Origin of the sequence: Pelagibius sp. (assembly GCF_028289705.1) — a bacterium.
Taxonomy (GTDB): domain Bacteria; phylum Pseudomonadota; class Alphaproteobacteria; order Kiloniellales; family Kiloniellaceae; genus Pelagibius.
Genome location: NZ_JANQOI010000100.1, coordinates 1 through 18,068 on the forward strand (window position 1 = coordinate 1; position 18,068 = coordinate 18,068).

Sequence of the window (18,068 nt, forward strand, 5' to 3'; positions counted from 1 at the left end):
CGCCTGGCCCAGAATCGCGCCGGCCTCGCAGGAAATCTGGATCAGGGCTCCGGTCTTGAGGCTCTGCAGGTGGGAAATCCCGGCCAGGTCCAGCGCGCTGCGCTCCGGCGAGATGTCGATCATCTGGCCGCCCACCATGCCGGCTGCCCCGGCGGCGGCGGCCAGATGCTGCATCAGTTCCACGCGGACCGCAGGCTCCCCGTGGGTTAGCGGATCGGCCAGCACGGCGAAGGCTTCGGTCAAAAGGCCGTCACCCGCTAGAATTGCCGTCGCCTCGTCGAAGGCGATGTGCACCGTCTGCCGGCCGCGGCGCAGCGCACTGTCGTCCATCGCCGGCAGGTCGTCATGGATCAGGCTGTAGCAATGCACCATCTCGATGGCGGCCCCCGCCCGCAGCGCCTGTTCCTCCGGCACGTCGAAGAGACGCGCCGCCTCCCGCACCAAGAAGGGTCGCAGCCGCTTACCGCCGGACAGTGCCGCATAGCGCATGGCCTCGATGACCCGGCCGCGCGGACCCTCGGCCGGCGGCAGCAGGCGATCGAGAATCGCGGACATGGTCTCGCCCTGATGGGTCAGAGCATCTTGCAGTTTCATTGCATTCGTCTCGGAGAAACTTAATGGATCATTCGACGTCCAGGGCAGCGGTCTCCGCGCTCCCGTCGGCCGAAAGACTGATCTTCTCGATCTTGGCCTGAGCCTCGCGCAGCTTGGCATCGCAATGGCGCTTCAGGGCCGCCCCCCGCTCATAGTCGTCGATGGCCGTATCCAGGGCGCCCTGGCCCTGTTCGAGCTTGGCAACGATCTCCTTGAGCGCGTCCAAAGCCTCCTCGAAGGTGAGCTTTTGGATATCTTCCGGAATCGCGTTCTTTGCCATCGGCCGCCTCTCTCAGATTATTCAGGCCCGGAACCGCCCCCGGCGCAAACAACACCGCATCCCTCTAGCGCAGCGCAGGGGTGAGGTCAAAGGTGCATAAGCGTGCGGACATGGGCGGCCACGGAGCGTGCCAGGGCGTGATGATCGTAGCCGCCTTCCAGCACCGAGACCAGCCGGCCGCCGCAGGCGCTTTCGGCCAGGGCCATAAGCTGCTCCGTCGCCCAGGCATAGTCCTCCTCGACGAAGTTCAGCCCCGCCAGGGGATCGTCGGCATGGGCATCGAAACCGGCCGAGATGAATAGGAAGTCCGGTTGGAAGTTGGTCAGCACCGGAACGATGGAATGGCGCATCGCATCGCGAAAGGCCGCCGAGCCGGCATCCGGCGGCAGGGGCACGTTCACAATGTTGTTCCCGACCCCGCGTTCCTGGGCCATGCCGGTGCCGGGATAGAGCGGAAACTGATGCGTCGAGGCGTAGAAGAGGTCCGGATCGTCCCAGAACATGGCCTGGGTACCGTTGCCGTGGTGCACGTCGAAGTCGACCACCGCCACCCGGTGGCAGCCGTGAACCTCTCTGGCCTGCAGGGCGCCGACGGCGACGTTGTTGAACATGCAAAAGCCCATGGCCTGGCTCGGTTCGGCGTGATGGCCCGGCGGCCGGACCGCGCAAAAGGCATTGTCCGCTTCGCCGGCCATCACCGCGTCGACCGCGGCGACCACGGCGCCGGCCGCCCGCAGGGCCGCCTCGCCGGAGCCCGGTGAGATGATGGTGTCGGCATCGAGCACCCGCTCGCCCTGCTGCGGAACGGCGGCCAGCACCTCCTGAACGAAGCTTTCCGGGTGAACCCTGGCGATCTGCGCCGGCTCGGCAGGGGGCGCCTCGCGGCGCAGCAGCGGCGAGAATTCCGGGGCATCGAGGGCCTGCCTGATGGCTTTCAGACGGCCCGGATTCTCGGGATGGAGGGGGCCGGGATCGTGCTCTTCGCAGGCCGGATGACTGTAGAGGAGGGTGGTCATGAGGGACTCTGACGGTTGGGAATCCACCCATCATAGAGACGCCGGCCGCTTAAATTAACCGCTATTGCGCGGTGGTCGCGGCGCTCGCAAAAACGTGCGAATTGACGCGCGACAGGCACAAAGTGAACGCTTATGCTGCCTCTTCGGTTGATCGGGTCCATTGACTCCCCCGATGCCAGACGCCAAATCAGTGATCTCGCTGGATTTTTTGGTCCGATTTCATCGGCGGAGACGAAGCGCTCGGTCAGGCGGTGCCATGGAGGTCAAGCTGAACATGTGCCTCGAAACGGCGCGTCGCTGGGTGGCCGTTGCCTGCCTGTGCCTGCTTGGCGGCTTGGCGCCCTCGTCGGCGCCGGCTCAACAGAACCCCTCGCTGGTGCGTGTGGATTCCGTGCGCAGCGAGCCGATGAGCCAGACGGTGCCCGTGGTCGGGCGCCTGGTGGCACGGCAGGCGGGCTCGGTGGCCGCCCAAATCAGCGGGCCGATTCTGGAATACCGGGTTGAGGTCGGCGACCGCGTCACCGCCGGCGACGTCATCGCCGTGCTCGACAGTGCGACCATGCAGGCGGAGCGCGACCTGGCGGCGGCGGGTCTGTCGATGGCGCGCGCCGAATTGAAGACCAAAGAGGCCGAAGTGATCCTGTCGCGCCAGGAACTGCGACGGCTTGAGCGACTGAAGAAGTCCGCGGCCTTCAGCCAGGCGCGCTTCGAAGACGCCCGCCAGGAGGTCGCCATCGCCGAGGCCGCGGCGCGCGAGGCCGAAGCCGCAGTCACCAGCGCCAACGCCAGCCTGCGGCTTGCCGAAATCAACCTGGAAGACACCCAGGTCCACGCTCCCTACGATGGTGTGATCACCCAGCGGCTGAGCGAGGCTGGCGCCTATGCGAGCGACGGCGACCCGCTGGTCCGCATGATCGCCGACCAGACCTTGGAGGTGGAGGCCGATGTGCCGGCGAACCGCCTGCTGGGCCTCACGCGCGGGGCGGCAGTGGAGGTGCTGCTCGACGACAACACCCTGATCGGTGCCACCGTGCGCGCAGTGATCCCCGACGAGAACCCGCTGACCCGCACCCGGGCGGTGCGCTTCATCCCGCGCTTCGGCGACCACAAGACCCCCTTGGCCAACGAGCAATCGGTGACGGTGATGGTGCCGGTCGGCGCACCGCGCCAGGTGGTCTCGGTGCACAAGGACGCGATCATCAAACAGCCGGGCGGCACCATCGTTTTCGTCGTCTCCGAGGGGCAGGCTCAGCCGCGGCCCATCGTCCTGGGGGAGCCGGTGGGCAACCGCTACGAGGTCATCCAGGGCCTGACCGAAGGTGAGCAGACGGTGGTGCGCGGCAACGAACGCCTGCGCCCGGGCACGGAAGTGCGCATAGACGGGGAGACCTGATGAACCTGATCAGACTCGCCATCGAACGGCCCATCGCGGTCATCGCCGCGGTCCTGATGGTGGTGATGTTCGGCATCGTCGCCCTGCAGACCATCCCCATCCAGCTCGCCCCCGATGTGGACCGTCCGGTGATCTCCGTCGGCACCAGTTGGCCGGGGGCCGCCCCCGCCGAGGTGGAGCGCGAGATCGTCAACCGCCAGGAGGAGGAACTGAAGGGCATCGAGGGCCTGGAGAACATCACCTCGAATTCCAATCAGGGCGGCGCCCGCATCTCGCTGGAGTTTTCCGTCGGCACCAACATGGACCGCGCCCTGCTGCTGGTCTCCAACCGGCTCGACCGGGTCAACGGCTATCCCGACGAGGCCAACGAACCCAGCCTGGATACGGCGGGCAGCGAGGACAGTCCTATTGCCTGGTTCATCCTGACCCGCCTGGACGGCAACGACCGCCCGATCCACGAGTACGGCGACTTCGCATCGGACGTGATCCGCGAGCGGATCGAGCGGGTGCCCGGGGTCAGCGCAGTGAACGTCTACGGCGGCACGGAGCGCGAGATTCAGATCACCGTCGAGCCGCGGGTCTTGGCGCAGTACCGCATGACGGTGAGCGAAGTGGTGGACGCCCTGCGCCGCGCCAATGCCTCGCTGAGCGCCGGTGACGTGGACGAGGGCAAGCGCCGCTATGTCGTGCGCACCGAGGGCGAGTTGAACACCCTTGAGGCGATCCGCGACGTTGTGGTGCGCAGCGATTCCGACGACGACAGCGGGCGTGTCGCGCGGGTGCGGGTCGGCGACATCGCCGACGTCGCCTTCGCCTACAAAGAGCCGGGCGCCTCGATCCGCATGCTCTCCGAAAACGCCATGGCCCTGAATGCCCAGCGCGAGACCGGGGCCAACGTCATCGAGACCATGGAGGGCATCAAGGCGGCCGTGGCGGAACTGAACGCAGGCATCATTCCGGACTCCGGCCTGAAACTGCGCCAGGTCTACGACGAAACGGTCTACATCAACTCGGCCATCGATCTGGTGCAGCAGAACATCTGGATCGGCGGCAGCCTGGCGGCCATCATTCTGCTGGTCTTCCTGCGCTCCATCGGCGCCACGCTGGTGGTCTCCATCGCCATTCCGGTCTCGGTGATCGGCGCCTTCGTGGCCATGGCCGCCATGGGCCGTTCGATCAACGTGATCTCCCTGGCCGGCATCGCCTTTGCCGTCGGCATGGTGGTCGACGCCGCCATCGTGGTGCTCGAAAACATCTACCGCATGCGCGAACAGGGCTACTCGCGCCGGGAAGCCGCTTTCCGCGGGGCCAAGCAGGTCTGGGGCGCGGTGCTGGTCTCCGCCCTCACCACGGTCATGGTCTTCATTCCGATCCTGGTGATGAAGCTGGAGGTCGGCCAGCTCTTCCGCGACATCGCCGTCGCCATCTCGGTCTCGGTGATGCTGTCGCTGATCGTCTCCATCACGGTGCTGCCGGCCCTCTCGAGCTGGCTGCTGGGCGGTGGCGGGAACAAACTGAGCGAGGACAGCGTGACGCGCCTGCGCTTGCCGGTGATCGACGAGCTGGCGTCCCTGTTCATTAAGCTGATCATGGGCTTCGTGCGCATGGTGGTGCGCAGCCGGCTCGCCGCTCTGCTGGTCGTCGCCTCGGTGACCCTCGCCGCCTCCCTCGGTGCCTGGCACTATCTGCCGAAGCTGGAGTACCTACCCGAAGGCAACCGCAACCTCGTCTTCGGCGTGATCATCCCGCCCCCCGGCTACAACCTCGACACCACCACAGGCATCGCCGAGGAGATCGAAGGCGCCATCCGCCATCTCTGGGCCACCGAGTCCGGCCCCGAATCGGCGCCCGGCGAACCGCCGAAGATCGAGCGCTTCTTCTTCGTGGCCCGGCGCGCCAACACCTTCCTGGGCGCCACCTCGGTCGATCCGCAGCGCGCATCGGAACTGATCCCCGTCCTGGAGGGGCCGGTGTTCCGCGAACCGGGGACCTTCGGCTTCATCAGCCAGCCGTCGATCTTCGGCCGCGGACTGGGCGGCGGCCGCAAGATCGATCTGGACATCTCCGGTCCGGACCTGGAACAGATCCTCAGCGTCGCCCAGCAGGCGGTGGGGCGCATCTCCGAGATCATGCCGCGCGACCAGGGCAATCAGATCCGGCCCAAGCCGGGCCTGGAACTCGGCGCCCCGGAAGTCAGGCTGTTCCCGGACCGCCTGCGGCTGGCCGACAACGGGGTGACGGCGCGCCAACTGGGCGAGGCCATCGACACCTTCAACGACGGCCTCAGGGTCGCCGAGGTGACCGATGGCTCCGAGCGGATCGACCTGACCCTGAAGGGGCCGGACCTGAACGTCGTCGAAACCCAGGGCATCGCCAGCCTGCCGGTGGTCACCCCCAACGGCGATATCATTCCCGCCTCTTCCCTGGCCGATGTCGTCCTCACCTCCGGGCCGACCCAGATCCGCCACCGCGAACGCCTGCGCACCGTGACCGTCGAGATCCGCCCCACCCAGGGCATTCCGCTGGAAGCGGCGCTGGACCTGCTGCGCAGTGAAGTGATGGAGCCGATGCAGGCCGAGGGACTGCCGCCGGGCGTGCGCTTCGGCATCTCCGGGACCGCCGACAAGCTGACCCAGACCTGGGAAGCCATGGTGGTGGACCTGCTGCTGGCCCTTGCCATCGTCTATCTGGTCATGGCGGTGCTGTTCGAGAGCTTCATCTACCCGCTGATCATCATGCTCTCGGTGCCACTGGCGGCCGCCGGCGGGGTGGCCGGTCTGGCGATTCTGAATCTCTATGCCTACCAGCCGTTGGACATGCTGACGCTCTTGGGATTCGTGATCCTCATCGGCATCGTGGTGAACAACGCCATCCTGCTGGTCCACCAGACCCTCTACCATCTGCGCGAAGAGGGCATGAGCGCCGCGGCGGCCATCGTGGAGGCGACGCGCAACCGAATCCGGCCGATCTTTATGTCGACCCTGACCTCGGTGTTCGGCATGCTACCGCTGGTCTTTTTCCCCGGCGCCGGCTCGGAGCTCTATCGCGGCCTGGGGTCGGTGGTGGTGGGCGGGCTCTCGCTCTCCGCCGTGCTGACCCTGCTGATCATTCCGCCGATGATGGCGATGCTGGTGGACGCGGTGGAAGGACGGCGGGCCAGGGCACCGGTTGCCGAGCCGCCGAGCCCCGTACCCGGCGAGTAACATCCACGAAGATTACGGTGGCTATCCGGCCTTGCGGATCAGGAAGGTGAAGCGGCCCTCCCGCTCCTTCCAGGACAGCAGCTCGTCGCCGGTGGTCTCGCAAAACGACTGAAAGTCCGCCACGGCGCTGGGATCGGTGGCAATCACCTCCAGCACGCCCCCGGGATCCACGGTCTTCATGGCCTTGCGCGCGCGCAGCACCGGCAGCGGGCAGCGCAACCCGGTGGCATCCAGAACCGCGGAGGGCTTGGTCGCTGTCATTTCAGTTCCACACCATTCTTATGTAATCACTCGCTAAAAAAAGTTCACCACAAGGCTTGACCCCGCCGGCCATCGACTAAGATTCGCTAATATGCCATACGGACCACTACTTCTGACCGCCGGTCGGGCGAGCCGCCTCCTCAAGGCCATGGGCAATGAGCGGCGGCTGATCATTCTCTGCCACCTGTCCGAGCGCGAGCACTCGGTGACCGAGCTTTGCCGGCTGGTGGGCCTGAGTCAATCGGCCCTCTCCCAGCACCTCGCCAAGCTGCGCCGCGACAATCTGGTCAAGACCAGGCGCAGCGCCCAGACGGTGTTCTATTCCGTATCCAGCCCGGAAGTGGGCAAGATGCTGATCGCTTTGAGCGATCTCTTCGCCAGTTGTGCCGCGGCGCGGCCGCTTTCCGCGGCGGACCAGGGCGCCGAGCGCTCCGGCGGCGCGGAAACGGCGGCTGAAGGGGCGGCCCTGCGCAAGCCCAGCGCCTGAAGCCGCGCCCAATCTCACCATCTGAAGGGAATTCGCACCCCGGAGCCCCGGAAAAGGCCTGTCTTTCCGGGGCGGTGTCCTGCCGCCTGAGGGTCGCACGCAACCGGCGGTGGCGCGCCGCAGCGGCGAATGCCAGGGTTGCACACAACCCTAAAGATGCGTGGCGAGAAGCTTGCTTTGGAAGTTATAAACAAATCACGCGCTTGATCGCTGGAAAGTTTGCGCAGTAAGTCTGCCCGGTCAAAGCTCCGCGACGTCGCCGCACAACTGCCCTTCGCCGCAGGGTTTATTTGATGAAAGATCGAACAGCGTGTCTGATTTCCGCACGGCTGAAGCGGCCAAACCCGACCCTATTGATCTCTCCATAGGGTCCAGGCTGCGGCTGCGCCGCCTGTCCTTGGGCCTCAGCCAAAACACCTTGGCGCAATCCCTTGGCATCACCTTCCAGCAGATCCAGAAGTATGAGCGTGGCAGCAACCGCATCGTGGCCAGCCGTCTGTTCCACCTCGCACGGGTGCTTCAGGTCCCGGTCCAGTACTTCTTCCAGGATCTCGTGGCCCAGGACCACCTGCCCATCGCGGCCAGCGATCATCGCGACGCCCCCTCCTCACCCGATAGTGTTCCGGACCTCCTGACCCAGCGTGATACGATTCGCCTGATTCAGGCCTACAACAGGATCGAGGACGCAGGTGTTCGGCGGCAGGTCTACGCCCTGGTCAAGACGCTCGGCAATATGGCCAGTCCCAATCCGGTCAATCCCAATTCGGCCAATTCCATTCCGGGCGATCACGGTTCCTAGGGACCGGGGGGACCACGGCATGACCGCCCCGGCGCCCCGGTCATCGGTGCTGATTGCGCTGATCGTGTTGGCGCTTTCGGTCCCGCCCGCCGCCATGGCCGGAGCGGCCGACGACATCCGCGGCCAGGCCAGGATCATCGACGGCGACAGCCTGGAAGTCGCCGGCCAAACCCTCGACCTGGCCGGCGTCGACGCCCCGGAGATCGAGCAGCGCTGCGAGCGGCGCAATCGCCTCTACGACTGCGGCCGCCTGGCCCAGGCGGCGCTGATGGACCTGACCGCCGGAACCGAGGTGGCGTGCCGGCTGCTCGCCGCCGCCCCGGCCGGGACCGCCGCGCCGCCCCTGGCACGCTGCAGTGCCGGCGGCTACGACCTCTCCGAGGGCATGGTCTACACGGGCTGGGCGCTGATGCCGCCGGGCCCCCAGGCCGGGGGCAGGATCGCGGGTTTCGAGACGATCCAGGACAAGGCCGCGGAGAAGCAGCGCGGACTCTGGAAGGGCAGTTTCGTGAAGCCCTGGGAGTGGCGCAAAGGGGCCCGCCTGCCGCTGGAGACCCAGTAGGGCGGCCCCTGCATTCCACGGCGCTTGATCGCTGCTCCTGACCAAACCGCTCTGGACGGCAGGGGCCCGTGGGCGCTAAGCAGTGATGCGACGGATTTGTCCCGCACAGCCGAAGGAACTGACCATGGCCTACCCCAAGGGATTGCGTCCGCGCTGCCTGCTTGGCGCCGTGCTGTCGGTCTGCGTCCTGCTCGTTCTGTCCGCGGCCGCTACGGCTGACGGTTTCTTCTCCCCCACCTACGCCACCTCGGCGGAAGGGTCGCCCTACAGCGGGGTCTATTCCCGGACCTTTGGCACCACCGGCGACGTGCCACGCGGTTCGGTCCCCCAGGGCGACCCCGAGGGGCTGGTCTATGTCATCGACAGCAAAGGCCTCTCCACCTACCGGGCCACCGCGTTCGCCGCCGCGGAGACCCCGATCCCGCTGCGCAAGCCGCTGCCGGCAGGAACCCAGCTTGCCGCCCCGCGTTCGCGCGCCCAGGTGCCGACGGTGGCCGACACGCTCTATCTGCAACCGCCTCTGCCGACGGCGGCGGGACCCGACGCGCCCCCGCCGGCAGAGAGCGAGCCGCGCTAGGCCCGGCACCTCAGTGGTCAGCCCAATTCAGCCTGCAGCCGTGACGGCGCGCTGGTCCTTCGAGAGCGATGCCCGGGACCTGGCCGAGGCGATTGCCCGCCTGCCGGAGGAGGACGCTGTCTCCCTGCCGCTGTTGGACGCGCAAAGCTGCCGGGCACTGTTGGAAGAGGCCGCGATCCTGAACTTCCGCCCGGCGCAGCCGGTCATCGGCGAGGGCGACAAGCGGGTCTGGCAGGACTGCGAGGTGAGCTGCGCGGTTCCCCCGGACGGCGCGCTCGGCGAGTGCGCGGCAGCCTTGGACGCCCACTTCGCGGCGGCTCTGGCCCTTCTAGCGCCCGATCCGCTGCCCCAGGGCTATCGCATCAACGATCTGATCTACCAGCGCTACCGGCAGGGCTCCGAGGGCATCACGCCGCACCGCGACCACATCGCCTACCGCGGCCTGATTTCGGTGATCACGCTGAGCGGCCGCTGCCGCTTTGCGGTCTGCCGGGACCGCGGCGGCGCCGATGCGCGCGCCGTGCCGGCCCCGCCGGGCTGGCTGGTGCTGATGCGCGGTCCCGACCTCTACGGCCTGCAGGACCGGCCCTTTCACTTCGTCGACCGCTTTGCCGAGGCGCGGATCAGCGTCGGCCTGCGCTATGACCGCCGGATCGCGGCCTGACACCGCCGCTCCGTGGACCTTGGCCTTAGGGCGGGCGGGTGATAGGACATCCGCCGATCCGTTCCTTGCTATCGGCCAATGCACACCGACGATTTCGACTTCGACCTGCCCCGCGACTTGATCGCCCAACACCCGATCGAGCCGCGGGAGGCTGCCGGGCTGCTGCACGTCGGGCAAGGGCTCGCGGACCTCAAGATCGCCGACCTGCCGGACGTGCTGCGGCCCGGGGATCTGCTGGTCACCAACGACACCAAGGTCATCCCGGCGCGCCTCACCGGGCGGCGCGGCACCACGGGCATCGAGGTCACGCTCCACAAGTCGGTGAACGGCCAGTGCTGGCGGGCCTTCGCCCGCCCGGCGCGCAAGCTGAAGGCCGGTGACCGTCTGGACTTCGCCGAGGGCTTCGGCGCCGCGGTGGAGGCCAAGGGCGAGGCCGGGGAGATCACGCTGACCTTCGATGCCGGAGGGCGCGAGCTTCTGGCGGCCCTGGAACGTTACGGCGTGATGCCCCTGCCGCCCTACATCCAGCGCGGCGCCCAGGGCGATCCACGCGACCGGCACGACTATCAGACCGTCTTCGCACGGCAGGAAGGCGCGGTCGCCGCACCCACCGCGGGGCTGCACTTCACCGAGCCGCTGCTCGAGAAGCTCGCCGAGGCCGGCATCGAACGGGTCGCCGTCACCCTGCACGTCGGCGCCGGCACGTTCCTGCCGGTCAAGGCCGAAGACACCAGCGCCCACAGGATGCACAGCGAGGTGGGTGAGATCGGCACGGCCGCCGCCGAGGCGATCAACCGTGTCCGCGCCGCCGGCGGGCGCATCGTCGCGGTGGGCACGACCGCCCTGCGGCTGCTGGAAAGCGTCGCGGCGGAGGACGGGCGCATCGAACCCTTCGCCGGCGAAACCGACCTCTTCATCCTGCCGGGCTACCGCTTCAAGGCTGTGGACCTGTTGCTTACCAACTTCCATCTGCCGCGCTCGACCCTCTTCATGCTGGTCTGCGCCTTCGCCGGCAAGGCGCGCATGGAGGCGGCCTACGCCCACGCCATCGCCACGGGTTATCGCTTCTATTCTTATGGCGACGCCTGCCTGCTGGAACCGGAGGGGCCGCGATGAGCGAAGCCACGCCCCTGCCCGGGGACAACCCCGGCATCGCTTTCGACCTCTTGGCCGAAGACGGCGCGGCGCGGCGCGGGCTTCTCACCACCGCTCATGGCCCGGTGCAGACCCCCGCCTTCATGACCGTGGGCACGGCGGGCACCGTCAAGGGCCTGACCAGCGAAGCGGTGCGCGCCAGCGGCGCCGAGATCATCCTCGGCAATACCTACCACCTGATGCTGCGCCCCGGTGCCGAACGTGTGGCTCGGCTCGGCGGGCTGCACCGCTTCATGAACTGGCCGGGCCCGATCCTGACCGATTCCGGCGGCTTCCAGGTGATGTCCCTGCAGGAGCTGCGCAAGATCACCGAGGAGGGCGTGACCTTCCGCTCCCACTTCGACGGGGAGCGCCACGACCTGACGCCGGAGCGCGCCGTCGAAATCCAGGAACTGCTCGATGCCGACATCACCATGGTGCTGGACGAATGCACGCCCTTTCCCGCCGGCGAGGGCGAAGCCCGGGAATCCATGGAACGCTCCATGCGCTGGGCGGCGCGCTGCCGGGAGGCCTTCACCCGCCGGCCGGGCTACGGCCTCTTCGGGATCGTGCAGGGCAGCGTCTACCCGGACCTGCGCCTCGCCTCCGCCGCCGCCCTCACCGCCATCGGCTTTGATGGTTATGCCGTCGGCGGCCTCGCCGTGGGCGAGGGGCAGGAGGCGATGTTCGAGGTTCTGGATGCCACGGTCCCGGCCCTGCCCACCGACCGCCCGCGCTATCTCATGGGTGTGGGTAAACCAGCAGACATTGTGGGGGCCGTGCAGCGCGGCATCGACATGTTCGACTGCGTGCTGCCGACCCGCTCCGGGCGCACCGGCCAAGCCTTCACCCGGCGCGGCAGCGTCAACCTGCGCAACGCCCGCCATATGGAGGACAGCCGCCCCCTCGACCCCGACTGCCCCTGCCCAACCTGCGCCGACCACTCCCGCGCCTATCTGCATCATCTCTTCCGGGTCAAGGAGATGCTGGGCCCGATCCTGCTCACCCGCCACAATCTGTACTACTATCAGGAACTGATGGCCGGACTGCGCCAAGCGATCGAGGAGCAGAGGCTTGACGACTTCGCGGCAGACTTTGCGCAACAACAGGCGGCGGGCGACCTGCCGGCCCTTTAGCGTTTTCGACATGCGTCGAAGCGGTTCCAGCCCGCTCCCCCACCCGGCCACCCAATACGATTATCCTGGTGGGTGGCCGGGTGGGGGAGCGGGCCGGTGCCGTCAAAACACAAAGGACTCTGAAAACCCGTGAGCGCGCCGGCAATCCAGGAGCCGAAATCGGCGATCCGCGCGCAGGCGCTGGCGCTCGGGTTCGATGCGGTAGGCTTCGCGAAGGCGGAGGTGTCGTCGGAGGCCCGGGCCGGCCTCGCCGCCTTTCTCGCCGCCGGCTACCACGGGGAGATGGACTGGCTGGCGCGCCATGCCGAGCGCCGGGCCGACCCGCAAGTGCTCTGGCCCGAAGCGCGCAGCGTCGTGGTCCTGGGCCAGAACTACGGCCCCCGGGAAGATCCCCTGGCCCTGCTGGACCAGCCGGAGCGCGCCGCCGTCTCCGTCTACGCGCGCAACGCCGATTACCACGACCTGATGAAGAAGCGCCTCAAGGCCCTGGCGCGCTGGATGCACCAGGATCTGGGAGCGGACGTAAAGGTCTTCGTCGACACCGCGCCGGTGATGGAAAAGCACCTGGCCCAGGCTGGCGGCCTCGGCTGGCAGGGCAAGCACAGCAACCTGGTCTCCTGCGATCTCGGTTCCTGGCTGTTTCTGGGGGAGGTCTACACCACCCTCGCCCTGGCGCCGGACGCGCGCGAGCGCGATCACTGCGGGACCTGCCGGCGCTGCCTGGACGTCTGCCCCACCGAGGCCTTTCCCGCGCCCTATCAGCTCGACGCGCGGCGCTGCATATCCTATCTCACCATCGAGCATAGGAGCCACATCCCGCGGGAATTCCGCGCCGCCATGGGCAACCGGGTTTACGGCTGCGACGACTGCCTGGCGGTCTGTCCCTGGAACAAGTTCGCGCAGCCGACCAGCGAAGCGGCCTTCCTGCCCCGCGCCGAACTGACGGCGCCGCGGCTGGCCGACTTTCTCGACCTCGACGATGCGGGCTTTCGCAAGCTCTTCGCCGGCTCACCGATCAAGCGCATCGGCCGCGACCGCTTTCTGCGCAACGTGCTGATCGCCCTCGGCAACGCCGGCAATCCACAGGCGGCCGACCGGATCGAACCGCTGCTCAGCGACCCCTCGCCTTTGGTGCGGGCCATGGCGGTCTGGGCCCTGGCGCAACTGCTGTCCCAAGAGGCCCTGGCCGGACTGCGTCTACGGCATACCGGAGCGGAGCAGGACCCCGAGGTGTTGGAAGAGTGGCGCCAGACCGGCGCTTAGAGCCCCCTGAAGGATCAGGCTTAGCTTAGGGTCAGGCGCTCAGGTGCCCGGCCAGCGCTTGGCCTTGTCCGGCGGATGGCAGACATAGCTCACGCGGTGCGGCTTGGTCAGCGAGCAGCCGTTCCAGAAGAAGTCCTCGTCCTGCCGCTCGAGCCGGCCGCCGTCGCACTGGTAGGCCGCCTCTTCCTCAAGGCCGGGGTTCTCGTCCAGGGTCGCGTTGTAGCAAAGACCGAAGGCATAGGGCTGGAGCCGTGGCAGCAGATCGCCCGCCTGCGCCTTTGCCGCTTCCTGCGCGGCGTCGGAGCCGTCGACCCGGAACGGCGCGCTGGAGCAGCCGGCAAGCGCGATCACGAGCACAATGGCGGCCAGGGGCCGGATCTGCAGACCGCGGTTCATCGGCGACTCCTCCCAAGGATTGCTCGTGCATTGATACGCAGAGCCGCTCGCGCTGTCACCCCTCGGAACCTATGGGATTTAATTTACATTCACAAACCGCATAATAATAGATTTATACAATTTCATGTGGACAATTAAAACCAATCACCCTACCTTCATTGTGAAATTGGGCTCCTGCCGGACATGGGGTTCCGCAGAGGGCGGATACCGGCGGGACAAAGCCCGCAAGGCTTTGAATTTTAAGGAAACTGATCTCGCACCCGAAGCTGTCGGGGAGCCGAGACAGAGGGCAGCAAGAAGGCGGACGATGCGGTACTTCCCGGCATTCCTCGATCTCGCCAGCCGATCCAGCCTTTTGGTGGGCGGCGGCGAACTGGCTTTGCGCAAGTTGCGTCTGCTCCTCAAGTCGGGCGCCCAGGTGACCCTGGTTGCCCCCCGGCTGGATGGGGACATGGCCGAACTGGCCGCCGACAAGCGGGTCCAATGGATGTGCCGCCCCTTCATGGCCCAGGACGTTCTGGGACGGGCCCTGGTGATTTCCGCAACCGGCAAGCCAGCGGTCGACGAGGCCGTGGCTGGCGCCGCCGAAGCGGCCGGCGTGGCCATCAACGTGGTGGACCGGCCGGACCTCTCCAGCTTCATCATGCCGGCCATCGTCGACCGCGACCCGGTGGTCATCGGCATTTCCAGCGGTGGCGACGCCCCGATCCTGGCGCGCCAACTGCGCGCGCGGATCGAAGCTATGCTGCCGGCGCGTCTGGGGGCGCTCGCCCGCTTCGCCGGCGCCTTCCGCTCCGCGGTCGGCGCCACCGTCCCGGCGGGCGGCGCGCGGCGGCGCTTCTGGGAGCGCTTCTTCACCGGCCCGGTGGCCCGGCAGGTGCTGGCCGGCGAAGAGGTTGCCGCCCGGGAAACCATGCTGAGCCTGATCAACAGCCGCGCCGCGCAGGACCGCGAAGCGGGCTCCGTCGCCATCGTCGGCGCCGGCCCCGGCGATCCGGACCTGCTGACCTTCAAGGCCATGCGCCGGCTGCAGGAAGCCGATGTCATTCTCTACGACAAGCTCGTCGGCCCGGAGATCGTCGACTACGCCCGCCGCGATGCGGAGCGCATCTACGTCGGCAAGGCCAAGGCCAACCACTCCAAGAGCCAGGACGAGATCAACGCCCTGATGGCGGAGCATGCCCTGGCCGGCAAGCGGGTGGTGCGCCTGAAAGGCGGCGATCCCTTCATCTTCGGGCGCGGCGGCGAGGAAATGGACTATCTGGAAGAGCGCGGCATCGCCGTGGAGGTGGTTCCCGGCGTGACGGCGGCGGCCGGCTGCGCCGCGGCAGCGGGCATCCCGCTGACCCTGCGCGGCACCGCCCTGGCGGTCACCTTCCTCACCGGCCATGCCCGTGACGGCGAACCCGATCTCGACTGGGCGAGCCTCGCCGGCGGCAAGCAGACACTCGCCATCTACATGGGCGTCTCCACCGCAGAGACGGTTTCGCAGCGCCTGATCGCGCACGGCCTTTCCGCGGCCACGCCGGTGGCGGTGATCGAGAACGGCACCCGCCCGGATCAACGCATCGTCACGGCCCGCCTGGACGAGCTGGGCACGCGGCTGCAGGACTCGGGGATCGAGGGCCCGGCGCTGATCATCGTCGGCGAGGTGGCGCGCAAGGCCATGACCGACGCCGAAGGGCCCCTGGCCGCCGAACTGGCCGCGCTGGCGCGCGAGCCGGCCCGCGCCCTGGCCGTCTGAGATCGGAGAGCAAGATGCCGCAAAACGCAAAGACGCCCAAAGCACCGGCCCTGAAAGCGGTCACCGCCAACCGCTTGCGCGAGGGCGATGTGGTCTATCTGACGGGCAGCGGCCTCTGGTCGCCCTGGCTGAACCAGGCCGCCGTCAGCGATGACGCTGCGGTTCAGGAGGCCCTGCTGCAGCGGGCCGAGGCCGACGTCGCCGCGCGCAAGATCGTGGCGCCCTATCTGGTTGAGCTGGCCGAGGTGGACGGCATCCTCCGCCCCCTCTCCACCCGGGAGATCATTCGGGCTGCCGGGCCGACGGTGCGGGCCGACTACCGCACCGCGCCGCTGGTCGCCTGAGCGGACGCCTAGAGGACAATAGACGATGTACCGCTACGACGAATTTGATTCAGCCTTCGTGAAGCAGCGGGTCACCCAGTTCCGCGGCCAGGTGGCACGCCGCCTGGCGGGCGAGCTGAGCGAGGACGAGTTCAAGCCGCTGCGCCTGATGAACGGGCTCTACCTGCAGCTCCATGCCTACATGCTGCGGGTGGCTATCCCCTACGGCACCCTCTCCTCCCGCCAGATGCGCAAGCTGGCCCACATCGCGCGGACCTACGACCGCGGCTACGGCCACTTCACCACGCGCCAGAACATCCAGTACAACTGGCCGAAGCTGGAGGACGTGCCGGAGATCCTGGAAGAGCTGGCCGAGGTGGAGATGCACGCCATCCAGACCAGCGGCAACTGCATCCGCAACGTCACCGCCGATCACTTCGCCGGCGCCAGCGCCGACGAGATCGAGGACCCGCGCATCTATGCGGAGATCATCCGGCAGTGGTCCAGCCTGCACCCGGAGTTCTCCTTCCTGCCGCGCAAGTTCAAGATCGCGATTACCGGCGCGCCCAACGACCGCGCCGCGGTGCGGCTCCACGACATCGGCCTGCAGCTCTGCCGCAACGACGCCGGCGCGGTGGGCTTCGAGGTGATCGTCGGCGGCGGCCAGGGGCGCACGCCCATCATCGGCACGACGATCCGCAAGTTCCTGCCCAAGGCCCACCTGCTGAGCTACCTGGAAGCCATCCTGCGCGTCTACAACCAGCTCGGCCGGCGTGACAACCTCTACAAGGCACGCATCAAGATCCTGCTGCAGCAGACCGGCGCCGAAGCGTTCGCCCGCCAGGTCGAGGAGGAATGGGTCCACCTGAAGGACGGGGCCCTGACCCTGCCGGCCGAGGAGATCGAGCGCATCGAGGCCTACTTCGCGCCGCCGGCCTTCGAGGGCCTTCCGCCGAGCGATCCGGCCTTCGACGTACGGCGCTTCGAGGACCGCGACTTCGCCCGCTGGGTGCGCAGCAACGTCGCCGCCCACAAGCAAAGCGGCTATGCCATCGTCAGCATCTCCCTGAAGCCCGAGGGCGAGGCCCCCGGCGATGCTTCCGCTGCGCAGATGGAGGCGGTGGCCGACCTCGCCGAGGCCTACAGCTTCGACGAGGTGCTGGTCAGCCACGAGCAGAACCTGGTGCTGCCCCACGTCAAGCTGAGCGACCTGCCGAAGGTCTGGGACAAGCTGGTGGCCTTTGGGCTGGCAACCCCGAACATTGGCCTGGTCTCCGACATCATCGCCTGCCCGGGCCTCGACTACTGCAACCTGGCCAATGCGCGTTCCATCCCGGTGGCGCAGCGCATCTCCCAACGCTTCCGCGACCTCAACCGGCAGCACGAGATCGGCGATCTGAAGATCAAGATCTCCGGCTGCATTAACGCCTGCGGCCATCACCATGTCGGCCACATCGGCATCCTCGGCGTCGACAAGAAGGGCGAGGAGTTCTATCAGATCACCCTGGGCGGCAGCGCCGACGAAAACGCGGCCATCGGCAAGATCGTCGGGCCCGCCTTCTCCTACGACGACGTGGTCGATGCGGTGGACAGCATCGTCGACACCTACCTGGGCCTGCGCCAGGACAACGAGAAGTTCAACGACACCTACGCCCGCGTCGGCATCACGCCCTTCAAGGAGAAGCTCTATGCCGCTGCTTAAGGACGGCCAGGCCATCGACGATCCCTGGGCGGCGCTGCCCGAGACAGCGCCGGTGCAGGACGGCACCACGGAGCCCGCGCTCGACGTCGACCTGATCGTGACGCTGGACCAGTGGCGGGCAAAACGCGAGGCGCTGCTGCAGCGCAACGGTCGCCTCGGCCTGCGACTGCGCAGCGACCAGTCGCCGGCGGAGATCGCTTCGGATCTGGCGCACTTCGACCTCATCGCCCTGGAGTTCCCGAAGTTCACCGACGGCCGGGCCTACTCCTATGCCCGCCTGTTGCGGGAGCGCCATGGCTTCAGCGGCGAACTGCGCGCCGTCGGCAACGTGCTGCGCGACCAGCTCTTCTTCATGCTGCGCTGCGGCTTCGACTCCTTCGAGGTCGCCAGCCACGAGAGCATCGCCGCCTGGCATGCAGCCATCTCCGAGGTCACCGTGCTCTATCAGCCCGCCGGCAGCGGACCGGCGACCGGCGGCGTACTGGGCGGACCCCTCGGCCGTGCGCGGGCGGTCGCCGCCGAGTAGCGGAGCCC

19 protein-coding genes are annotated in these 18,068 nt (G+C 67.7%); 14 read left to right on the forward strand and 5 right to left on the reverse strand.

The genetic code is table 11. The features are described 5' to 3' along the window. The 3 genes from Q0996_RS13250 to Q0996_RS13260 form a co-directional block, all read right to left on the reverse strand. Positions 1 to 594, reverse strand: a 594-nt coding sequence (locus Q0996_RS13250; protein WP_322096707.1) for a polyprenyl synthetase family protein, incomplete at its 3' end; no start/stop codon positions are given. Positions 595 to 622: 28 nt separating this feature from the next. Further along, positions 623 to 874: an exodeoxyribonuclease VII small subunit gene (locus Q0996_RS13255; RefSeq protein WP_299620298.1), complete on the reverse strand. Its 252-nt coding sequence runs from the start codon at positions 872 to 874 to the stop codon at positions 623 to 625. A gap of 86 nt (positions 875 to 960) precedes the next feature. Further along, positions 961 to 1,890, reverse strand: a complete 930-nt coding sequence (locus tag Q0996_RS13260) for a histone deacetylase family protein (protein WP_299620301.1) — start codon at positions 1,888 to 1,890, stop codon at positions 961 to 963. 256 nt (positions 1,891 to 2,146) lie between these two features. Here Q0996_RS13260 and Q0996_RS13265 point away from each other — a divergent pair, with 256 nt between their 5' ends. Both Q0996_RS13265 and Q0996_RS13270 read left to right on the forward strand, forming a co-directional pair. Further along, the gene (locus tag Q0996_RS13265; protein ID WP_299620303.1) at positions 2,147 to 3,283 is read left to right on the forward strand and encodes an efflux RND transporter periplasmic adaptor subunit; all 1,137 of its coding nucleotides are present in this window, start codon (positions 2,147 to 2,149) and stop codon (positions 3,281 to 3,283) included. Continuing rightward, positions 3,283 to 6,486: an efflux RND transporter permease subunit gene (locus tag Q0996_RS13270; RefSeq protein ID WP_299620306.1), complete on the forward strand. Its 3,204-nt coding sequence runs from the start codon at positions 3,283 to 3,285 to the stop codon at positions 6,484 to 6,486. The genes Q0996_RS13265 and Q0996_RS13270 overlap by 1 nt, the downstream gene beginning before the upstream one ends. 21 nt (positions 6,487 to 6,507) lie before the next feature. On the opposite strand, the gene Q0996_RS13275 is transcribed toward Q0996_RS13270, so the two are convergent. Then, positions 6,508 to 6,747: a sulfurtransferase TusA family protein gene (locus Q0996_RS13275; protein WP_299620309.1), complete on the reverse strand. Its 240-nt coding sequence runs from the start codon at positions 6,745 to 6,747 to the stop codon at positions 6,508 to 6,510. 91 nt (positions 6,748 to 6,838) lie between these two features. Here Q0996_RS13275 and Q0996_RS13280 point away from each other — a divergent pair, with 91 nt between their 5' ends. From Q0996_RS13280 to queG, 8 genes are all read left to right on the forward strand, one after another. After that, complete coding sequence (locus Q0996_RS13280) at positions 6,839 to 7,234, forward strand: metalloregulator ArsR/SmtB family transcription factor (protein ID WP_299620312.1); 396 nt, start codon at positions 6,839 to 6,841, stop codon at positions 7,232 to 7,234. A gap of 310 nt (positions 7,235 to 7,544) precedes the next feature. Beyond that, on the forward strand, positions 7,545 to 8,033 hold the full coding sequence (locus tag Q0996_RS13285; protein WP_299620315.1) for a helix-turn-helix domain-containing protein: 489 nt from the start codon (positions 7,545 to 7,547) through the stop codon (positions 8,031 to 8,033). A gap of 19 nt (positions 8,034 to 8,052) precedes the next feature. Further along, complete coding sequence (locus Q0996_RS13290; protein ID WP_299620318.1) at positions 8,053 to 8,595, forward strand: thermonuclease family protein; 543 nt, start codon at positions 8,053 to 8,055, stop codon at positions 8,593 to 8,595. 124 nt (positions 8,596 to 8,719) lie between these two features. Then, positions 8,720 to 9,172, forward strand: coding sequence for a hypothetical protein (locus Q0996_RS13295; RefSeq protein WP_299620321.1), 453 nt, complete (start codon positions 8,720 to 8,722; stop codon positions 9,170 to 9,172). Positions 9,173 to 9,212: 40 nt separating this feature from the next. After that, positions 9,213 to 9,836 carry a hypothetical protein gene (locus Q0996_RS13300; RefSeq protein WP_299620324.1) on the forward strand — a complete coding sequence of 208 codons (624 nt, stop codon included), beginning with the start codon at positions 9,213 to 9,215 and terminating at the stop codon, positions 9,834 to 9,836. A 78-nt stretch (positions 9,837 to 9,914) separates the two neighbouring features. Then, entirely contained in the window at positions 9,915 to 10,952 is a 1,038-nt protein-coding gene (gene queA, locus Q0996_RS13305) for a tRNA preQ1(34) S-adenosylmethionine ribosyltransferase-isomerase QueA (RefSeq protein WP_299620327.1), read from the forward strand. Then, positions 10,949 to 12,106 carry a tRNA guanosine(34) transglycosylase Tgt gene (gene tgt, locus Q0996_RS13310; protein WP_299620330.1) on the forward strand — a complete coding sequence of 386 codons (1,158 nt, stop codon included), beginning with the start codon at positions 10,949 to 10,951 and terminating at the stop codon, positions 12,104 to 12,106. The genes queA and tgt overlap by 4 nt, the downstream gene beginning before the upstream one ends. Positions 12,107 to 12,235: 129 nt before the next feature. After that, positions 12,236 to 13,369, forward strand: a complete 1,134-nt coding sequence (gene queG / locus Q0996_RS13315) for a tRNA epoxyqueuosine(34) reductase QueG (RefSeq protein WP_299620333.1) — start codon at positions 12,236 to 12,238, stop codon at positions 13,367 to 13,369. 39 nt (positions 13,370 to 13,408) lie between these two features. Here queG and Q0996_RS13320 read toward each other — a convergent pair whose 3' ends face one another. After that, positions 13,409 to 13,765 carry a hypothetical protein gene (locus Q0996_RS13320; RefSeq protein ID WP_299620336.1) on the reverse strand — a complete coding sequence of 119 codons (357 nt, stop codon included), beginning with the start codon at positions 13,763 to 13,765 and terminating at the stop codon, positions 13,409 to 13,411. Between the two features lie 307 nt (positions 13,766 to 14,072). Between Q0996_RS13320 and cysG the strand changes: the two genes are divergently transcribed. From cysG to Q0996_RS13340, 4 genes are read left to right on the forward strand one after another with little or no spacing between them, the layout of a single operon-like run. Continuing rightward, positions 14,073 to 15,509: a siroheme synthase CysG gene (gene cysG / locus Q0996_RS13325; protein ID WP_299620339.1), complete on the forward strand. Its 1,437-nt coding sequence runs from the start codon at positions 14,073 to 14,075 to the stop codon at positions 15,507 to 15,509. 14 nt (positions 15,510 to 15,523) lie between these two features. Further along, positions 15,524 to 15,853, forward strand: a complete 330-nt coding sequence (locus Q0996_RS13330; protein WP_299620342.1) for a DUF2849 domain-containing protein — start codon at positions 15,524 to 15,526, stop codon at positions 15,851 to 15,853. 25 nt (positions 15,854 to 15,878) lie between these two features. Then, complete coding sequence (locus tag Q0996_RS13335) at positions 15,879 to 17,534, forward strand: nitrite/sulfite reductase (protein ID WP_299620344.1); 1,656 nt, start codon at positions 15,879 to 15,881, stop codon at positions 17,532 to 17,534. Beyond that, the gene (locus Q0996_RS13340; RefSeq protein ID WP_299620347.1) at positions 17,521 to 18,060 is read left to right on the forward strand and encodes a DUF934 domain-containing protein; all 540 of its coding nucleotides are present in this window, start codon (positions 17,521 to 17,523) and stop codon (positions 18,058 to 18,060) included. Before Q0996_RS13335 ends, Q0996_RS13340 begins: the two co-directional genes overlap by 14 nt. Positions 18,061 to 18,068 lie beyond the last annotated feature (8 nt).